Origin of the sequence: Carnobacterium sp. CS13, from assembly GCF_016653495.1 — a bacterium.
GTDB classification, from domain to species: Bacteria; Bacillota; Bacilli; order Lactobacillales; family Carnobacteriaceae; genus Carnobacterium_A; species Carnobacterium_A antarcticum.
Map to the genome: position 1 here is coordinate 683285 of NZ_CP067364.1, position 20403 is coordinate 703687.

Sequence of the window (20403 nt, forward strand, 5' to 3'; positions counted from 1 at the left end):
CTCTATATAAGGTTGAGAGCCGAATAGAAAGTAGGAAAAAGAAATGAGAAAGTGGAATGAGAAAAGATTAGTGGAAACGTTTCTTGAATTGGTTCGAATTGATTCAGAAACGCGATCAGAACAAGCTATCCAAGCTTTTTTGAAAGAACAATTCACAGCCTTAGGACTAACCGTAGCAGAAGATCAAACAATGGAAGAAACGGGTTTTGGTGCAAATAACTTAATTTGCACATTAGAAGGTGCAACAGACATCACGCCGTTTTTCTTTTCAAGTCATATGGACACGGTTACGCCAGGTAAGGGAATTAAGCCTATTATCAAAGATGATATTATTTATTCAGATGAAACAACTATTTTGGGGGCAGACGATAAGGCCGGTCTAGCTATTATGTTAGAATTGATTAGAACACTCCAAGAAAACCACGTTAAACACGGGACCATAGAGTTTATCATCACTGTTGGAGAAGAAAGCGGCTTAGTAGGAGCAAAAGCGTTTGATGTAACACCGATGGTAGCAAATCTGGGTTTTGTATTGGATACAGGTGGCCCTGTGGGCAGTATTACTATCGGCAGTCCAACACAATACCGAATCAAAGCTTTGATTCAAGGTATTTCTGCTCATGCAGGGTTAGAACCTGAAAAAGGGTTGTCTGCTGTTCAAATTGCTGCTGAAGCTATTCGTCAAATGCAATTAGGTCGTATCGATAAAGAAACGACAGCAAATATTGGATTGATTTCTGGAGGAACAGCGACTAACGTGGTCATGGAACGACTAGAGGTCGTGGCTGAAGCTCGGTCTTTGTCTAAAGAGGCATGTGTTGCTCAAGTTCAACACATGAAAGAAACATTTGAACGAGTTGCAAAAGAAATGGGTGGAAAAGCCATTGTGATAACAGAAAAAAAATATGACGGTTACCGCTTTGACGAATCGACCGAAGTTGTGCAAATGGCCGCTAAAGCTATTTCAACTATTGGCAGAACACCGAGTTATGAGATGAGCGGTGGAGGCAGCGACGCTAATATTTTTAATGGAAAAGGCAAACAAACAACTAATTTAGCCATTGGCTACGAAAAAATACACACGGTTAAAGAATACCTTCCAATTAAAGAATTACTGAAGGGATTAGAAATGGCCTATGCACTAGTTGTCGGCATGGCCAACAAATAAGAGTTATGAAGCATTCCTTCCTTTTAATTTCAGCTTTTTTTTGGTAGGATAGTAAAGATAGAAGAAATAAAAAAATGGAAAATAAAATGAAGTTTCGAGGGGGAGAGTTTACGAATGAGTAAACAACAAATTGGTGTCGTTGGAATGGCTGTAATGGGAAAAAATTTAGCGCTAAACATCGAAAGCAGAGGGTATAGCGTCTCTATTTTTAACCGTACCGGTTCGAAAACAGAAGCTGTAATTGCAGAAAATCCTGACAAAAATCTTGTTCCAACTTATACAATGGAAGAATTTGTGGAGTCACTAGAAAAACCACGCCGGATATTACTGATGGTTCAAGCAGGTAAAGGAACAGATGCTACTATTCAAGGCCTATTGCCCCATCTTGATGCTGGAGACGTACTGATTGATGGCGGAAATACATTCTTCCAAGATACTATACGCCGTAGCGAAGAGCTAGCTGAATCTGGCGTGAACTTTATTGGAACTGGTGTTTCTGGTGGAGAAGAAGGAGCTTTATTGGGCCCTGCCATCATGCCAGGCGGACAAAAAGAAGCGTATGACTTAGTTGCACCGATTTTAGAAAAAATTGCTGCTGTTGCCGAAGATGGCGAACCTTGTGTCACTTATATCGGACCAAATGGAGCAGGCCATTATGTTAAAATGGTGCATAATGGAATCGAGTATGGAGATATGCAATTGATTGCTGAATCATATGATTTATTGCGAAAAGTTGTTGGGTTATCAGTCGATGAAGTTGCTGAAGTTTTTGCTGAATGGAACAAAGGCGAGTTAGACAGTTTCTTGATTGAAATCACCGCTAATGCTTTAACGAAAAAAGATCCTGAAACGGGTAAACCAATGGTCGATATCATTTTAGACCGTGCAGGCAACAAAGGTACCGGAAAATGGACATCACAAAGTGCATTAGATTTAGGCGTACCTCTTCCACTGATTACAGAATCAGTTTTTGCTCGTTATATTTCTGCATTAAAAGAAGAACGTGTTGCTGCAAGCAAGATCTTACCAGCACCAGCTAGTTATTCATTTGACGGAGATAAAGCTGAATTGGTTGAAAAAATTCGACAAGCTTTGTACTTCAGCAAAATCATGAGCTACGCACAAGGATTTGCTCAAATGCGTACAGCCAGTGAAGAATACGATTGGAACTTGCAGTATGGCGAAATTGCGAAAATTTTCCGTGCTGGTTGTATCATTCGTGCTCGTTTCTTACAAAAGATCACGGATGCCTATGCTAAGGAACCAAATTTGAAGAATTTGATGTTGGATGGGTACTTCATGGATATCACAAAAAACTATCAAGATGCCGTTCGTGATGTTATTGGAATTGCTGTAAAAGCTGGCGTTCCAATTCCTACATTCTCTTCAGCTATTGCTTATTACGACTCTTATCGAACAGCTGATTTGCCGGCTAACATCATCCAAGCACAAAGAGATTACTTTGGTGCTCATACTTATGAAAGAACCGACAAAGCCGGAACTTTCCACTTCGACTGGTATGGCAATGAAGGACAAGAAGAACTTTAAATCAGTTAATGATTGATTTGCTAAGAGCAACTGTATAGAGTGAATTAAGAGCTAGAGAGTTTTATTTCTCTAGCTCTTAATTTGTGGATAAAAATAAATCAAGCAGAAAAATTGACTCATAAATCAAAAACTCTCATTTATTTCTAATTTATGGTAGAATTCTAATAGTAAGATGAGAATTTTATTGAGAAATTAAGATTAGCGTGGTATTGTAACACAAGCAAAGAACAGTGAAAATAGAAGAACAGGTGGGTATATGATGAATAAAATATTAATTATTGAAGATGAAAAAAACTTAGCACGTTTTGTTGAGCTTGAGTTAAAACACGAAGGCTATGAAACTGAAGTTCGCTATGATGGTCGTTCAGGTTTAGAAGCAGCTTTAGCCGAAGGGCAAGAATGGGACGTTATTTTACTTGATTTAATGTTGCCGGAATTAAACGGTATCGATGTTTGCCGCCGTATTAGACAAGTCAGCAGTGTGCCGATTATTATGATGACTGCTAGAGACTCCGTGATCGATCGTGTCTCTGGTTTAGATCATGGAGCAGATGACTATATCGTTAAACCGTTCGCCATTGAAGAATTATTAGCCCGCATGCGTGCTTTATTCCGCCGTATTGAAATTGAAAGTGAACAAAACATCACTAAACAAACAACAGTGACGTATCGTGACTTGACAATTGAGAAAGAAAACCGCGTGGTTCGCCGTGGCGATGAAGTGATTGAATTGACCAAAAGAGAATATGAACTATTATTAGAACTAATGGAAAACATTAATGTTGTATTAGCACGGGATGTATTATTAAATAAAGTATGGGGTTACGAAACAGAAGTAGAAACAAATGTAGTAGACGTTTATATCCGTTACTTACGGAATAAAATTGATGTTCCAGGCGTTGAGGGATACATTCAAACGGTTCGTGGAACGGGATATGTGATGCGTTCGTGAAACGACCATCTTTTGACGGAAACGAACAAACAAAAAAAGGAAAACGAATTTCGTTGAAGTGGAAATGGACAATGGGAGCAGCATTGGCCATCTTCTTAACTTTTTCTGTTTTTTCTGTCGCTATTTTTATAGGATTCAGACAAATTTTATTGACCCAAGAGAACGAAGATGTAAAAGAAACTTTATTTGGAGTCGCTAATCGATTGAACAATGAATCTGCCAGTTTATCAAAAGAAACGGTCTATATGGCTTTAAGCGGTACGTATACATCAACTCCGATTGAAATGAATGATGAATTCGACCAACGAAATTTAGTATACGGACAGCCAAACAATTTCCAAGATACTATTTTTGCTAAAATGAACGAAGAAGGGATCATGGTTCGTGTCTATAGTCCTACTTTACGTTTATTATTTGAGTCTAAGCGAAAGGACATCCCTTTTGAAAAAACAGCTCAGCCTTTGATCGAGTCGATCGATATCGATGGCACACAAGGCTTCCAAGGAACCATGCCCATTTATTCCAAAAGAACGCAACAGCTGATTGGTTATGTTCAAGTTACAAGCGAGATGGGCAACTATTATCGGATGAATGAACGAATTATTTTGGCTCTGGTTGCTATCAACATCCTGGCATTGATATTCAGCAGTATTATAGGCTATATGCTGGCTATCAACTTCTTGAAGCCGCTCAAAAAAATCACGAATACCATGAATGACATACGACAAGATACTCAATCAACTTCTCGGATTGAAATTGCTGAAAGCAATGATGAATTAACCCATTTATCAAATGTCTTCAATGACATGTTAGATAAAATGCAAAAATATATTGAGCAACAGAAACAGTTCGTAGAAGATGTTTCCCATGAGCTGCGAACTCCGGTTGCGGTTATGGAAGGGCATTTGAAATTGCTTGACCGTTGGGGAAAAAAAGATCCTGAAATTCTAGATGAGTCGCTGTCAGCTTCTTTACAAGAAATTGAACGGATGAAAAGCCTCGTGCAGGAAATGTTGGATTTATCAAGAGCAGAACAAGTTGAAATTCATTATAAAAATGAAAAGACGGCTATTAAACCTTTAGTCTTGCAAACCGTCAATAATTTCAAAATGATTCATCCGGATTTTGTCTTTAATTTAGATGATGCTGTGGATGAAGAAGTTTATGTTTCCATTTATCGAAACCATTTGGAGCAAATATTGATTATATTGTTGGATAATGCTGTGAAATATTCAACTGACCGCAAAGAAGTCCATGTATCGATCGCTGTCGAGAACCGCGTATTAGATATTGCTATCCAAGATTTTGGTGAAGGAATGACGCATGAGGATACGGAAAGAATTTTCAATCGTTTTTACCGTGTCGATAAAGCTAGGAGCCGGCATAAAGGCGGAAACGGATTGGGATTGGCTATTGCAAAAGAATTATTGCTTGGCTATAAAGGATCTATTTCTGTTGAAAGTGTCTTAGAATATGGCTCTATTTTTAGAATCAAACTGCCTATTTATGAAGAAGAATCGAACGATTAAATAGTTTTTCGTTTAGTTATGCAAAAAAAGACTGCCTTTCCAATCCCTTAAAGGAATGGAAAGGCAGTCTTTTTTAGTTAAGTTTAAAAGCTATCTTCGTTGTTGTTTGCCAGCATTTCGTCCACGAGCCGATCCAGCGTTTCGTTTCATTGCGGGTGGCTGTTGGTCGGTACTAACTTCAGTTGACTTAAGCGGCTCAACTGTTTTGATTGGCCGTTCTTTTTTAGGTCGGTTTTTCATCTCTTCAGCGATTTGTGCTTGTATTCTTGGTTTGAAGTGGAAATTCGTAATAAGAGTTTGGAAAACCCCGAAAAATCCTCCAACTAACCAATACAAACCTAAACCAGCAGGAGAAGAAATAGTAAACATCACTATCATGATAGGGTTCATATACATCATAGTCTTCATCTGTTTCTTTTGCTCCGGAGCGATACCGATCATTGAAACATACGCTTGGACTAGATAAATCAGACCAGCTGCAATTGCTAATGGGATATTTCGATCACCTAAATTGATGCCCAAAAACGTGCTGTTTGCGATTTCTGGTGATAAACGGATAGCTTGAAACATGGCCGTAAAGACAGGCATTTGAATCAATAAAGGCAGACATCCGATACCGCCCAACATGCTCATATCATTGTCTTTGTATAGAGCCATCAAATCTTGTTGCGCAGCAGCTTTTTCTTCTGGTGTTTGTGCTGCTTTCTGCTTGGCTTGAATAACATCCATTTCAGGCTTGATGAAGGCTGTTTTTTCTTGTTGAACTAAAGATTTCTTAGATTGGCTCAGGTTTAAAGGCAAGATGATGACTCGTACAATTAACGTAATGATGATAATCGCAATACCATAGTTGCCGTTAAATGCATCTGCTAACCAAAGAATAAGTTGTTGCGTTGGAACGACTAAAAACTCATATATAAAGCCTTTAGGATTTCCTTGTTTATCTTGTCCCATACAACCGGAAAGAAAGAGCACCATACTCAAAAGCGATCCAGTTAAAAGGAGCTTATTTAATTTTTTCATTGTTCACTATCCTTCATTATGTTTTTTACCGATAACACAATTAACTATACAGGAATCGTGAAACGATTTCAATTGCTTACGGAAAATTTATCTTTTACTGGTAAAGACGAATCTTCGGTTATTTCTAAATGCTCAACATTTCCGCTAGGAGTAGGCGATTTTCGAATTTCTTCAATAAATGCATCTATTTTTTGTGGTTCTCCATTTGCTTCAATATAGACGCTGCCATCCATTTCATTGCGAACAAGACCAAAAACACCTATTTGATCGGCAACCATTTTAGTCATATAGCGAAAACCGACACCTTGTACACGCCCAGTTACAGTTAATGTTACTTTTTTCATCATTAATTCTCCTCCTTGTGTTTCTTCAATTATAGTTGTTTTTTTACTTTTTACGTATGAAAGATTTATCAGGAGTTAATATAAAAGCACTTTTAAATCGTTCAAAAAGAGTCACTTTTAAAAACCTCACTTTCTGTTGAAGACTGATGTTGATAGAGATGGATTGAAAAGGGTTTACCTTCATTCTATAAGTCAAATGCGAATCCGTCAAACAATCTGCGGCCCTGCTAAAAAGAAGCAAGGTATGCTATAATACAATCAAAATTGGGGGAAAGCAGATGTTTCAAGTAATGGAGTTGCAAGGAGAATATGAACCTTGGTGGTTTTTTGATGATTGGAAAAAACAAATAAAGAGCATTCAAACATTTGAAACGTTTGATGAAGCAATCCGCGAATACCAAACGCAGTTCATGGATTTCCAGAAGACCTACCCTCATCATCAAACAAAAAAAGGATACTTAACCGCTTTTTGGGATGAGAGTCAGAATCAATATTGCATTGAATGTGAAGATGACATACAATTATTTCATAGTTTGATTCTGTTAAAAGAGTATCAATTGATTGAAGCGGAAGAAATAGTATCCAACTGAATAGTTTAGAAACAGAAAGGAAATTAAATGAAAACTTTAATTATTGCCGAAAAACCTAGTGTAGGAAAAGAAATCGCTCGAGTATTGGGAGCTAACCAGAAAAATAAAAGTTATATCGAAGGCAAAGACATTATCGTGACTTGGGCATTGGGTCATTTGCTAGGCTTGAAAATGCCGGAAGACTATAAACAAGAGTGGGCAACATGGGATATGGAAAGCTTGCCATTGATTCCAGCCAAAATGCAAATCAAACCCTTAAAGAATACCGGTCACCAATTAAAAGCCATTAAACAATTAGCTCAAAGAAAAGACATCGACCAAGCAGTGATTGCAACTGATGCAGGACGAGAAGGAGAATTGGTTGCTAGATGGATTCTTGAATACATCAAATTCAATAAACCGGTCAAACGACTTTGGATCTCTTCGCAAACGGACCAAGCGATCCGTACAGGATTCAAACAACTGCAACCGAGCAAGAAATACGATGCACTTTATGACGCTGCCGTTGCTCGTTCAGAAGCAGATTGGCTGATTGGCTTGAATGTCACCAGAGCTTTAACCGTTAAATATCAAGACAGTCTATCAGCGGGACGAGTACAAACACCTACCTTAGCCATGATCAGAAAACAAGAAGCGCTAATCGAACAATTTATACCGGAGACTTTTTTTACTGTGGAATTAAATGTAGCTGGGCAATCTGCTGTACTTAAAGAGGGTGCTCCGCATAAATTTAAGGAACGTGTACAAGCGGAAGAATTAGTCAGCCGGTTGACATCAGAACCTGTGATGGTCCAAGAAGTAAAAGAAAAGCAGCAAGTACATGCTGCACCGCTGCCTTATGATTTAACGGAACTGCAGCGGGAAGCTAATCAACGCTATCAATTTTCAGCTAAAAAAACGTTGAGCGTGATGCAAACTCTTTATGAACGCCATAAAGTCCTATCTTATCCTAGAACCGATTCAAAACATCTAACTGACGATATGTCAGCAACGATGAAAGATCGTTTACAAGCGATACACGGATTCTTTCCTGAAGAAGTAAAAGGGATCTTGAAACGAGGGGGAGTTGTTACTCAAAAGTCTGTTTTTAATAACGCTAAAGTGACAGATCACCATGGTATTATTCCAACAGAAGAAAGGCCTCGACCAGAAAAAATGGATCAGGATGAGTTGCGAATCTATCGTATGGTCGTAGAACGTTTCTTAGGTTTGTTTTTACCTTCATACAAAGAAGTAAAAACAACTTATACATTGGCTGCTGCTGATGTGACCTTTACTTTGCAGCAAGTTGTTGTTGTAGAAAAGGGATGGCGCAAAACGGAAGCTCAAAAACCGCAAACGATTTACAAAAAAGGGGAACGGTTGAGCCAAACGACCGTTCAAATCAAAAAACGGTTGACGGAAGCACCAAGTCGGCTGACAGAAGCTGCGTTACTGCAGAAAATGGAGAATAATGGCTTAGGAACAGCTGCTACACGGGCTGAAATTATTGAAAAGTTAATTAGCAGCGATTTAATGGAACGTCAATTGACGAAGTTGACGGTTTCGCCTAAAGGCAAACAATTATTGACATTAGTTAATCCAGCTTTAGTCACTCCTGAATTGACCAGTAAATGGGAAAAATCTTTAGAAGAGATTGCAGCCGGAACATTAAAAAAAGACGAATTTTTAAAACAAATCACAACTGAAGCTAAGCGTTTGGTCAAAGAGATCAAACTGAGTGAGCAAACGTATAAAGATTATTCGCTTACCTCAAAAGTGTGCCCAGATTGTGGGGAATTATTGAAAGAACGCAATAGTCGTGATGGAAAAATGCTTGTTTGCAGCAGTACGGATTGTTCTTATCGTCGTCGAAAAGATCCAAAAGTATCCAATCGCCGATGTGCTCAATGCCATCGTAAAATGGAGATTCATGAAGGGAAAAAAGGGAAATTTTTTAAATGCAAATACTGCAACCTTTCTGAAAAAATGAGTGATACAAAAAACAAAAAAGTAAATAAGCATGAAACAAAACGCATTATGCAAAAAATGAATCAAGAAGCGCAAGAAGAAATGGAAAGTCCACTGGCATTAGCCCTCAAAGCAGCCATGGAAAAACAAGGGAATTAATTGAAAAGAAAGCCTTGCACGTTCACTGTATATGGATTCTTGGACAAAGTTTGTTTTTATCCAGGAACGATCCAGTGTGATGCAAGGCTTTTATTTAATGAGGCTACAGCGGCAATTCCGCTTTTCGCTCATTTTGTGTATAATAGGAAAAGAATGCGGAGGAGGTAGAGTAGTTGTGGCAGCAAGAAAAAAAAGCACCACTAAAAAAAGAACAAAACGCAATCTTTCAATTGAAGTCATCGGAGTTATCTTTATTATTTTAAGTTTATTTGCAGCATCTCAATTGGGTTTTGTTGGCAGATTGAGCGCCAACTTATTTCGTTTTTTTATTGGTAACACCTTTTTATTTGCGGCATTATTGTTGGCTGTATATGGCATCTATTTAGTTATCAAAGGAACCGAGCCTCCTTTTAAAAATAAGCGGATAATTGGGTTAGGTTTATTGTATGGCGGAACGTTATTGTTGCTGCATGCTTTATTATTTGCACCTATTATTCATGCTGATGTAAATGTCCTTTCTGCGACATTGCGTTTCTTTATGACGGATATGACTAAAAATGAGATTACTCAATCGGTAGGTGGTGGAATGATTGGTGCCGGACTATATGCACTCAGTTATTTTTTATTTGCCCAATGGGGAACGTATTTAATGGTTGGGATTCTTTGGTTTATTGGGAGCTTTTTCGTTTTCGGATGGTCATTTAAATATTTTATGGATTTTGTTCGTCTCACATCGAAAAAAATATTTCAAAACATTAAGGACTTTTTTGCACAAATGGGTACGCGTTTTCGAAATTGGAACAAGCTGCGAACTCAAGAAAAGCTTACGCCGGAAACTGGCGTGAATCCAGCTAAAGAAAAGGAAAATACTAAAAAAAATCGCGTTAAACCACTTAAAGTAGATGTGCCAGAAACGAAAGTCAATGAACAACCAAGTAAAACAGATCCATTGCAACTAGAAATCGATAGTTATCAGAGTCGTTTACAAGCAGAAGGAACGAAAGAGGCAAAAGCAGAAGAGCCAGAAGAATCAAGCGATGACAGTAGTAAGCTGGAATTTGATATCCAAGCTGAAGCCGAAAATGCTGATTACCAATTGCCGCCCTCGTCTTTACTAGATGAAGTAAAACAAACGGATCAAACCAATGAATATGCATTGATTCAACGAAATGTTAAAAAACTAGAAGAAACGTTTCAGAGTTTTGGAGTAGACGCAAAAGTAACCAAAGCCAATCTTGGTCCAGCAGTGACAAAATATGAAGTTCAACCAGCAGTAGGTGTAAAGGTCAGCAAAATTGTTAGCTTAAGTGACGACTTAGCCTTAGCTTTGGCTGCTAAAGATATCCGGATAGAAGCGCCTATTCCTGGAAAACCTTTTATTGGAATTGAAGTACCAAATAGTGAGGTCAGTATTGTGGCGTTCCGTGATGTTATTGATGGACAAGTGAAAAACAGTGAAAAATTATTAGAAGTTCCACTAGGAAGAGATATTTCAGGTAATGTAGCCATGGCTGATTTAACGAAAATGCCGCATTTATTAGTGGCAGGATCAACGGGTAGTGGTAAATCTGTTTGTATCAATGGCATTATCACTAGTTTATTGATGAAAGCTAAACCAAACGAAGTTAAATTAATGATGATTGATCCTAAGATGGTAGAATTGAATATTTATAATGGGATTCCTCATTTGCTAACACCTGTCGTAACCAATCCTAAAAAAGCAGCTCAAGCTTTACAAAAAGTCGTAGCCGAAATGGAACAACGCTATGAGTTGTTTGCTGCTAGTGGTCAACGGAATATTGCGGGGTACAATCAGTTTATTTTAGAGCAAAACTTAGAAAATGGTGAAAGTCATCCGACTTTGCCTTTTATTGTGGTGATAGTGGATGAATTAGCTGATTTAATGATGGTAGCCAGCAACGAAGTAGAAGATGCCATTATTCGTTTGGCCCAAATGGCTAGAGCAGCAGGGATCCACATGATTTTAGCTACGCAAAGACCAAGTGTCGATGTTATTACAGGCATCATCAAGGCCAATGTCCCATCGCGGATCGCCTTTGCCGTCTCTAGCGGAATCGACTCACGGACGATCATTGACAGCAGTGGGGCTGAAAAGCTTCTTGGACGTGGAGATATGTTGTATTTGCCGATGGGTGAAAATAAGCCTGTCCGTGTTCAAGGAGCCTTCATATCGGATGCTGAAGTGGAAAGAGTTGTTTCGTTTGTAACCACACAACAAGGAGCAAACTATGTTGAGGCAATGATGCCGACGGAAGAACCTCAAACTACAAGCGGTGAAGTACAAGACGAAGTTTATGATGATGCTGTTCAAATGATCGTAGAAATGCAGACAGCCAGTATCTCTTTATTGCAGAGACGTTTTAGAATTGGGTACAATCGTGCAGCGCGACTCATTGATGAGATGGAAATGCGTGGTATCGTTGGTCCATCTGAAGGAAGCAAGCCAAGAAAAGTGAACATTACGGAAGTTCCAGGTGAGCCTGGCGATGATTTAGCAGAACAGTAGCTATTCATAAAAAGCCAAATCACCAGCTGGGAAAAGGTTGAGCATCTAGCTCAACCTTTTTTGTCGTTTAAAAGAACAAGGTTTATGTAAAATGAGAAGGCGATTAAAAAGTGAACATTTTTTGAGTAAAACGCTTGCAATCATCGTTTTGTGGTTTATTTTATTTTATAAAGATGGTACTATAAATACGAGGGTGAATGAATGTTTATTTATTCGCACTAAAAAAATATTGGGGGTTTTTTTAATGAAAAAACGCAATTATATGAGTCTTTTAGCTTTAGGATTAATTTCAGGTGCGACATTAGCAGCCTGTGGTTCAGACGATTCAGCGACACCTTCAGATACTGCATCAGATTCAGGCGATGATTTTTCTGTCGTAATGGTTACCGATGTAGGTGGAGTGGATGACAAATCTTTTAACCAATCTGCTTGGGAAGGTATGCAGGAATGGGGAGAAGACAACGGTAAAAAAGAAGGCGCAGATGGATATACTTATATTCAATCAAACGAAGACTCAGATTTTGTTACCAATTTAAATAGTGCAGTAAATGCCAATTTCGATTTGATTTATGGAGTTGGATTTAAATTACAAGAAGCAATGACAGATGTAGCTGGACAAAACGAAGATCAGCAATTCGTCATTATTGATTCAGTTATCGACGCACCAAACGTTGAATCTGTTTTATTTAAAGACCAAGAAGCAGCCTTTTTAGCTGGAGTTGCTGCTGCAGAATCAACTGAAACTGGAAAGATCGGATTTATCGGCGGACAAGAAAGTGAAGTTATTTCACGTTTTGAAGCTGGATTTGTTGCCGGTGTCAAAGAAGTTGACCCTGCAATTGAAGTAAACGTAGAATACGTAGGTTCTTTTGGAGATGCTGCACGTGGAAAACAATTAGCAGCAGCAATGTATAGCAGCGGAATCGATATTATTTATCAAGCAGCTGGTGATTCAGGTAACGGAGTCTTCTCTGAAGCTAAAGACCGTATGAATGCTGATCCATCTGAAAAACTTTGGGTAATCGGCGTTGACCGTGACCAAGAAGAAGAAGGTAAATACGATTCTGGCAACTTAACATTAACGTCTACGCTTAAAGGTGTTGGAGCAGCCGTTAAAGATATTGCAAACGATACGATGGCTGGAAACTTCACTGGCGGAGAAACGGTGAACTTTGGTTTAGCTGAAGGCGGCGTTGATTTGACAGATGGCAGTCTGACTGATGAAGTTAAGAAAAGTATTGAAGACTACAAAGAAAAAATCATTAACGGAGATATCGAAGTACCAGAAACCCCTGAAAAATAAAAAAACCAAATTCAATTGAACTTCAGTGAAAAGACCGGATGCTCATTCCGGTCTTTTCACATCTTAGGACAAAAAATGACTTATCCATTAGAGGATACAAGAGGTTTAGGTTTTACAAGAGAGCTGCTAATTGAAAAAGTCCTATTATTTGCATGGCAATTAAATAAAAAAAGAATTCACTGTAGCTCCTGTTTAGTAAATAACGTATAATAGATAATGAATTCAAGCAATTGAAAAGGAGTGAGTCCATCGTGTCGGAAACCGATTTCGTCATAGAAATGAAAGGTATCACCAAGGAGTTTGGTACCTTTAAAGCGAACGATAACATTAATCTACAGCTTAAAAAAGGCGAGATTCATGCTCTGTTAGGTGAAAATGGAGCAGGAAAATCAACTTTGATGAATATCTTATCGGGTCTTTTAGAACCCACATCAGGTGAAATATTGATGAATGGAAAAGAAGTTCTGATCAATTCTCCAGGTATGGCGAATAAATTAGGAATTGGAATGGTTCATCAGCATTTTATGTTAGTAAAGAAATTTACTGTAACGGAAAACATTATATTGGGCAGTGAACCTAATAAAGCTGGAGTGCTAGACAAAAACAAAGCCAAACAAGCCATCAAAGATTTATCAGAAAAATATGGTTTATTGGTAGATCCTGCTGCAAGAGTTGAAAGCATTTCTGTTGGAATGGAACAACGGGTAGAAATTTTGAAGACATTATACCGAGGAGCAGAGGTTTTAATTTTTGATGAACCTACAGCCGTGTTGACTCCTCAAGAGATCAAAGAATTGATGCAAATCATGAAAGCTCTGACTCGCGAAGGAAAGTCGATCATTTTGATCACACATAAATTAGATGAAATCAAGCAAGTTGCTGATAGATGTACGGTTATTCGTCGAGGCCAAAGTATTGATACCGTTGACGTAGCTTCAAGTTCGCAACAAGAATTAGCAGATATGATGGTTGGACGTTCGGTTTCATTTAAGACTGAAAAAAAAGCTGCACAACCAAAAGAAGTTGTTCTTTCTGTCCAAGATATTACAGTTCAAGAAGATCGCGGGTTAGAAGCAGTTAAAGCATTGAGCTTAGAAGTTCGTGCTGGTGAGGTCTTAGGGATTGCTGGAATTGATGGAAATGGGCAAAGCGAATTAATTCAAGCGATCACAGGACTTGCTAAAATAGAAAGTGGAAAGATTCTTTTAAATGGAGAAGAGATCCAAAATAAACAACCCCGCAAGATTACGGAAAATGGGTTAGGGCATATTCCTGAAGACCGCCATAAATATGGCTTGATTCTGCCTATGAGTTTGGAAGAAAACATTGCTTTACAAACGTATTATAAAAAACCATTAAGCGAACATGGCTTTTTACATCCAAAGGCGATTAAACAATATGCGAAAAAGTTAATTGGAGAATTTGATGTTCGGACACAAAATGAAATGGTGCCGGCTAGTGCCTTATCCGGCGGGAATCAGCAAAAAGCGATCATCGCCAGGGAAATCGATCGCGATCCATCATTGCTGATTGCTGCACAACCCACTCGTGGGTTAGACGTTGGAGCGATTGAATACATCCATAAACGTTTGATCGAACAACGGGATAATGGAAAAGCCGTTTTATTAATGAGTTTTGAATTGGATGAGATTTTAAATGTTTCAGATCGTATTGCGGTTATGTATGATGGAAAAATCGTGGCCATTGTAAAACCAAAAGAAACAACCCAACAAGAATTAGGTCTGCTGATGGCAGGTTCATCTCTTGAAAAAGCAAGAGCAGCTGCTGATCAAGAGAGTGGAAAGGAGCGGTCTCATATTGAACAATAAAGGAAAATGGAATAATATATTGGTTCCACTGCTTTCTGTTGTCTTAGGATTAGTATTGGGAGCTTTGATCATGTTTGCATTTGGTTATGATCCAATCGCTGGATACCAATCTATGATCAAGGGAGCTTTTGGTAATTCTTTTTATATCGGTGAGACATTGAGACAAGCAACCCCATTAGTTTTTACAGCACTTGGCTTTTCAGTAGCGTATACAGCTGGATTCTTTAATATTGGGGTCGCTGGACAAGCTTTGTTAGGTTGGTTGTGTTCCGTTTGGTTCGCTTTAACGTTCCCGGAATTACCCGGTCTGCTATTGCTGTTTTTAAGTTTGGTTGTCGGAGCAGTAGCTGGAGCAATATGGGCTGGCATTGCAGGATTTTTACGTGCTTATTTTAACACTAGTGAAGTTATTGTAACGATTATGTTGAATTATACCGCTCTTTATACCACTAATTATTTGATTCGTAACGTTTTGACAAATGCTTCAGATACAACGTCTCGTATCCCTGCAGGTGCAAGTCTTCGGGTAGAATGGTTGACAACTTTAACGAAGAACTCAACATTGCATGCTGGAATTTTTATTGCTTTATTCATGGCTGTAGTGGTTTGGATTCTGATGAAAAAGACAACCAGCGGTTTTGAAATCCGGGCAGTAGGACTAAACCCGTTTGCTTCCAAATACGCTGGAATGAGTACGAAACGCAATATCATTGTTTCTATGCTGATCAGTGGAGCTCTTGCTGGTTTAGGCGGAGCGATGGAAGGAATGGGCACATTCCAAAATATATTTGTTCAAGGAGCAATGCCGACGATTGGGTTTGACGGGATGGCCGTTGCTTTACTTGGTTTAGGAAATCCTGTTGGTATTTTATTCTCTGCATTGTTGTTTGGAGCTCTTAAAATTGGCGGAAATAGTATGCCGTTAATGGCAGGTGTGCCAACTGAAGTCGTGGATATTGTGATTGCTTCTATTATATTCTTTGTTGGAGCCAACTACTTGATCCGTTTCTTCATTGATAAACGGGCTAGAGTAAACAAAGGAGGAGTAAAATAAGATGGATGTTATGAGTGTATTGCAACTTGTCTTTTCTTCAGCGTTAGTCTATTCGGCCCCTCTTATCTTAACAGCATTAGGTGGAACTTTTTCTGAACGTAGTGGAATTGTTAACGTCGGCTTGGAAGGAATCATGGTCATGGGTGCCTTCGGTTCCGTAGTCTTTAACTTGTCCTTTGCGAGTCAATTTGGAAATTGGACACCTTGGGTAGGAGTTATTGTAGGCGGAGTGATCGGAATTTTGTTTTCGTTGATTCACGCTGTTGCAACCATCAATTTACGGGCAGACCACATTATTTCAGGAACGGTTATTAACTTGATGGCGCCTGCTTTAGCGGTCTTCTTAACTCGTGTATTGTATGATGGACGCGGCCAAACAGATATTATTCCTAAAAACTTTGGAAAAGCGAATATTCCATTATTGGAAAAGATTCCCGTTATTGGCGATATTTTCTTTAAAGGAACTTCTGCACCAGCTTTTGTAGGAATTCTGATAGCTGTTTTATGTTGGTTTGTGTTATTCAAAACTCGTTTTGGATTGCGTTTGAGAGCTGTAGGGGAACATCCTCAAGCAGCAGATACTTTAGGAATCAATGTTTATGGAATGAAATATGCCGGTGTGCTATTATCCGGTCTCTTAGGCGGAATGGGAGGAGCTATTCAAGCTCAAGCAATTTCATTGAACTTTTCCGCTTCAACCATTGCTGGTCAAGGGTTTATTGCAATGGCAGCTATGATTTTTGGTAAATGGAATCCTTTAGGCGCAATGGGCGCAGCTATTTTCTTTGGGTTTGCTCAAAGTTTAGGTGTAATCGGCAATTATATACCGTTTATCCAGGATGTTCCAAGTGTCTGGCTGCAAATTGCTCCTTATTTAATTACGATCGTCGTATTGGTAGGAGTTATCGGAAAATCAGAAGGTCCAGCAGCAAATGGTAAGACTTATATCAAATCGAAGTAAGGAATTTACGAAAAAACAATCAGAGATATTTATCTGATTGTTTTTTTCGTATTGAACGGGATGCTTCACATTTCTTCTTTTTTAATCTATGATAAGGAGAAGATTGTTTTTATAACGAGGAGGAAAAAAAGGATGTCAATCCAATTAGCCGAAGGCGTTCAATTACATGTTCTGCCAACTAAAAAATACAAAACCGTACAAATGGTCGTGAAATTACGCACGCCTCTAGACAAAAAAAGTATTACAAAAAGAGCCTTACTCTCAAGTTTGCTGGAGACCAATAGTGAAAAATACCCAACACAGACAGCTTTAAGAAGCGAATTGTCTAATCTTTATGGAGCTAGTTTCGGCACCTCTATCAGTAAAAAAGGGACGTCTCATATTTTATCGATAGGGTTGAATGTAGTAAACGAGAAGTATTTAACGATGGGAGATTCTGTTTTAAAGGAAGCCATTGCGTTTTTAAAAGAAATTATTTTTAAACCGAATGCGACGGATGGGCATTTTGACGAAGAAACGTTTAGACGAGAAAAAGAAAATTTGAACGATTATTATGATTCAATTGCAGATGACAAACAAACTTATGCCAGTTTAGAGTTGCAACACTTATTTTTTGACGATGAGGGGCAACGGACACCTAGTATCGGAACAAAAGAAGATCTAATTGAGATTACTGCTATTGATTTATATCATTATTATCAAAAAGCCTTAAAAGAAGATCAAGTGGATATTTATGTTTTAGGTGATGTTGAAAAAGAACAAATAGAAGAGCAATTTAAACTGTTTCCATTTGAAGCTAGAAACATAGCGAAACAAGAGGCTTTTTATGCAACGGAGACATTCGAAAAAGTGGTTTCTAAAATAGAAGAACAAGATATCACACAAGCTAAATTTAATTTAGGTTATGCAACGAATATCTTTTACCATCAAAAAAATTATTACGCAGGACAAGTTTTTAATGGTCTTTTTGGCGGGTTTCCTCATTCTAAGTTATTTATGAACGTTCGCGAAAAAGAAAGTTTGGCTTACTATGCATCTAGTTCTCTAGATACGTTTAGAGGCATGATGAGTGTTCAAACAGGTATTGAAAGTAAAAAGGTTGACCAAGTAAAAGAAATCATTACCATGCAGTTAAAAGAAATGCAAGCGGGTAATTTTACAGATGAAGCGTTAAATCAAACTAAAGAAATGCTGAAAAATCAATTATTGCAATCAGAAGATCATTCGGGAGCCATTATTGAGCGAATGTATGCAAATCAAATGGCCATAGGTAAAGTTATTAATTTAGAAGAGTGGATAGCCGATATTGAAGCAGTGACAACGGAACAAGTTATCGAAGTTGCTAATCAAGTGAAATTAAAAGCGACATTCTTCTTATCTGGGGAGGTTAACTAATGGAGAAAAAAGTTTATAAACAACTAAATGAAACGCTTTACACTGAAACCTTGGAAAATGGCTTATCGGTCACTTTATTACCAAAAAATGAATTTCATAAAACATACGGTTTATTTACGACAAAATATGGTTCGATCGATAATCAATTTGTCCCACTCGGCGAAAGCGAAATGACTAAAGTGCCGGATGGCATCGCGCATTTTTTAGAACATAAGATGTTTGAAAAAGAAACAGGCGATATTTTTCATGTATTTGGAAAGCAAGGGGCTTCGGCTAATGCTTTCACTAGCTTTACACGGACAAGTTATCTCTTTTCCAGCACTAGCCACGTTTTAAAAAATATGGAAACTCTTTTAGATTTTGTTCAAGAACCTTACTTTACCGAAGAAACCGTTAATAAAGAAAAAGGGATCATTGCTCAAGAAATTCAAATGTATGAAGATGAACCCGATTGGCGTTTGTTCTTTGGTATTTTGGGCAACCTTTATCCAAAGCATCCACTGCACATTGATATTGCAGGAACAGTCGACAGCATTATGGATATTACAGCAGACTTATTGATGGAAAGTTATCAAACGTTTTATCATCCTAGCAACATGAATTTGTTTGTTGTAGGAAAAATGGATCCAGCAGAAATGATGGATTGGATTCGAGAAAATCAGGCTAAAAAAGAATTTCCTGCAGCGACTGAAATCAAGCGTCATTTTCCAGAAGAAACTGTTGCAGATATTGTACCTTTTGCTTCTATCACCATGCCTGTGAACCGTGCTAAAAGCATAGTAGGCGTTAAAGGAATTGGGCCGGCTCCGGAAGGAAAAGCGGCTTTGGCATACAAAACAACTATGGATCTCTTGCTAACGTTGTTATTCGGACCGACTTCAGCTAATTATTTGAAGCTTTATGATAGTGGAATTATCGATGACAGTTTTTCATACGATTTTAGTTTAGACCGTACATTCCATTTTGTCGATATTGGGGGCGATGCAAAGGACGCAGAAGCTTTCAGTACCGTAGTGAAAGAAATACTATTAACAGCCAAAGAAAGTCCAGAACTAACGGAAGAAAATCTAACCTTAGTGAAAAAACGGATGATTGGACAAGTTTTGCAATCGTTAAATTCTTTAGAATACATTGCCAATCAATACAGTCAACAAGCTTATGGCGATGCAACGTTATTTGATTTGGTTCCTATTATTGAAACTATAACGCTTGATCAATTGAAATCATTAGCAGAATGCTTTATGCAAGAAGCTCATATGAGTGTCTTTCATATTTTGCCTAAAGGAGCCGATGAAGCGTGAAAGCAGCTTTGATCATGGGAGCAAGCGGCGACATTGGTAAAGGAATTGCTGAAGAATTAGCCGGAAATGGCTGGTCATTGTATCTGCATTACCATTCCGATAAAGAAAGTGTAGAGCAGCAACTGCAAACGTACCGTTTCGCTTATCCCAAACAAGATTTTTTTGGTATTCATCTAGATATGACGGATGAGACTGGAATTGCTGTGTTCACCGAAAACATTTTTCAGTTGGATGCAATTATTTTTGCTAGCGGGTTTACAACCTTTCAGCTGCTAACGGAGGTTACTTCGGCTACAATGGATCAAATGTGGACCGTTCATGTGAAAACACCTATTTTATTGGCCCAGCGATTGCAGACTAAGTTGTCCTATTCAGGTAACGGCCGTATCGTTTTTATTAGTTCTGTTTACGGAGAGGCCGGAAGCCCGATGGAGGTGCTGTACAGTACGACAAAAGGGGCACAGTTAGCTTTTGTTAAAGCTTACAGTAAAGAAATAGCCAGCCTTGGAATTACGGTCAATGCAATTTCTCCCGGAGCTATTGCAACTAAAATGAATGCAACTTTCAGTCTAGAAGAAGTAGCGGAACTGGAAGCAGAAATCCCTGTTGGTCGGATGGGAACCATTTCGGAAATCAGTTTTTGGGCCCATCAATTATTGGATCCAAGAAGTGCTTACTTGACTGGACAATCGATTGTAGTGAGCGGCGGCTGGTTAAGATAACGAGCCGCAGAGCTGTCGAATGTAAAAGCATCCGATTAAAAAGGACAG

The 20403-nt window shown here is 38.5% G+C and carries 16 protein-coding genes; 14 read left to right on the forward strand and 2 right to left on the reverse strand.

What is annotated here, in order from left to right; genetic code table 11:
* Positions 1-43: 43 nt before the first annotated feature.
* The 4 genes from JHE06_RS03340 (at position 44) to JHE06_RS03355 (ending at position 5197) form a co-directional block, all read left to right on the forward strand.
* Complete coding sequence (locus tag JHE06_RS03340) at positions 44-1168, forward strand: M20/M25/M40 family metallo-hydrolase (RefSeq protein ID WP_058920120.1); 1125 nt, start codon at positions 44-46, stop codon at positions 1166-1168.
* Between the two features lie 114 nt (positions 1169-1282).
* On the forward strand, positions 1283-2716 hold the full coding sequence (gene gndA, locus JHE06_RS03345) for an NADP-dependent phosphogluconate dehydrogenase (protein ID WP_058920121.1): 1434 nt from the start codon (positions 1283-1285) through the stop codon (positions 2714-2716).
* A gap of 259 nt (positions 2717-2975) precedes the next feature.
* Complete coding sequence (locus tag JHE06_RS03350) at positions 2976-3668, forward strand: response regulator transcription factor (RefSeq protein WP_058920122.1); 693 nt, start codon at positions 2976-2978, stop codon at positions 3666-3668.
* Positions 3665-5197, forward strand: a complete 1533-nt coding sequence (locus JHE06_RS03355) for a HAMP domain-containing sensor histidine kinase (RefSeq protein ID WP_236253545.1) — start codon at positions 3665-3667, stop codon at positions 5195-5197. Before JHE06_RS03350 ends, JHE06_RS03355 begins: the two co-directional genes overlap by 4 nt.
* A gap of 90 nt (positions 5198-5287) precedes the next feature.
* On the opposite strand, the gene yidC is transcribed toward JHE06_RS03355, so the two are convergent.
* Positions 5288-6220, reverse strand: a complete 933-nt coding sequence (gene yidC / locus JHE06_RS03360) for a membrane protein insertase YidC (RefSeq protein WP_058920123.1) — start codon at positions 6218-6220, stop codon at positions 5288-5290.
* 68 nt (positions 6221-6288) lie between these two features.
* Positions 6289-6564 (reverse strand): acylphosphatase, encoded by a 276-nt coding sequence (locus JHE06_RS03365; RefSeq protein ID WP_058920327.1) that lies wholly within the window; start codon positions 6562-6564, stop codon positions 6289-6291.
* Between the two features lie 278 nt (positions 6565-6842).
* Here JHE06_RS03365 and JHE06_RS03370 point away from each other — a divergent pair, with 278 nt between their 5' ends.
* From JHE06_RS03370 to ymfI, 10 genes are all read left to right on the forward strand, one after another.
* Complete coding sequence (locus JHE06_RS03370) at positions 6843-7154, forward strand: DUF1033 family protein (protein ID WP_058920124.1); 312 nt, start codon at positions 6843-6845, stop codon at positions 7152-7154.
* Positions 7155-7181: 27 nt separating this feature from the next.
* The gene (locus tag JHE06_RS03375; RefSeq protein ID WP_201089478.1) at positions 7182-9263 is read left to right on the forward strand and encodes a DNA topoisomerase 3; all 2082 of its coding nucleotides are present in this window, start codon (positions 7182-7184) and stop codon (positions 9261-9263) included.
* Positions 9264-9438: 175 nt separating this feature from the next.
* The gene (locus JHE06_RS03380; protein ID WP_201089480.1) at positions 9439-11790 is read left to right on the forward strand and encodes a DNA translocase FtsK; all 2352 of its coding nucleotides are present in this window, start codon (positions 9439-9441) and stop codon (positions 11788-11790) included.
* A gap of 244 nt (positions 11791-12034) precedes the next feature.
* Positions 12035-13093, forward strand: a complete 1059-nt coding sequence (locus JHE06_RS03385) for a BMP family lipoprotein (RefSeq protein WP_058920127.1) — start codon at positions 12035-12037, stop codon at positions 13091-13093.
* Between the two features lie 278 nt (positions 13094-13371).
* The gene (locus JHE06_RS03390) at positions 13372-14922 is read left to right on the forward strand and encodes an ABC transporter ATP-binding protein (protein ID WP_376821378.1); all 1551 of its coding nucleotides are present in this window, start codon (positions 13372-13374) and stop codon (positions 14920-14922) included.
* On the forward strand, positions 14912-15976 hold the full coding sequence (locus JHE06_RS03395; protein ID WP_058920129.1) for an ABC transporter permease: 1065 nt from the start codon (positions 14912-14914) through the stop codon (positions 15974-15976). Before JHE06_RS03390 ends, JHE06_RS03395 begins: the two co-directional genes overlap by 11 nt.
* Before the next feature lies 1 nt (position 15977).
* The gene (locus JHE06_RS03400) at positions 15978-16937 is read left to right on the forward strand and encodes an ABC transporter permease (protein ID WP_058920130.1); all 960 of its coding nucleotides are present in this window, start codon (positions 15978-15980) and stop codon (positions 16935-16937) included.
* A 132-nt stretch (positions 16938-17069) separates the two neighbouring features.
* Positions 17070-18332, forward strand: a complete 1263-nt coding sequence (gene yfmF, locus JHE06_RS03405; protein ID WP_201089482.1) for an EF-P 5-aminopentanol modification-associated protein YfmF — start codon at positions 17070-17072, stop codon at positions 18330-18332.
* Positions 18332-19633, forward strand: a complete 1302-nt coding sequence (gene yfmH, locus JHE06_RS03410) for an EF-P 5-aminopentanol modification-associated protein YfmH (protein WP_058920132.1) — start codon at positions 18332-18334, stop codon at positions 19631-19633. Before yfmF ends, yfmH begins: the two co-directional genes overlap by 1 nt.
* The gene (ymfI, locus tag JHE06_RS03415; protein WP_058920133.1) at positions 19630-20355 is read left to right on the forward strand and encodes an elongation factor P 5-aminopentanone reductase; all 726 of its coding nucleotides are present in this window, start codon (positions 19630-19632) and stop codon (positions 20353-20355) included. The genes yfmH and ymfI overlap by 4 nt, the downstream gene beginning before the upstream one ends.
* Positions 20356-20403 lie beyond the last annotated feature (48 nt).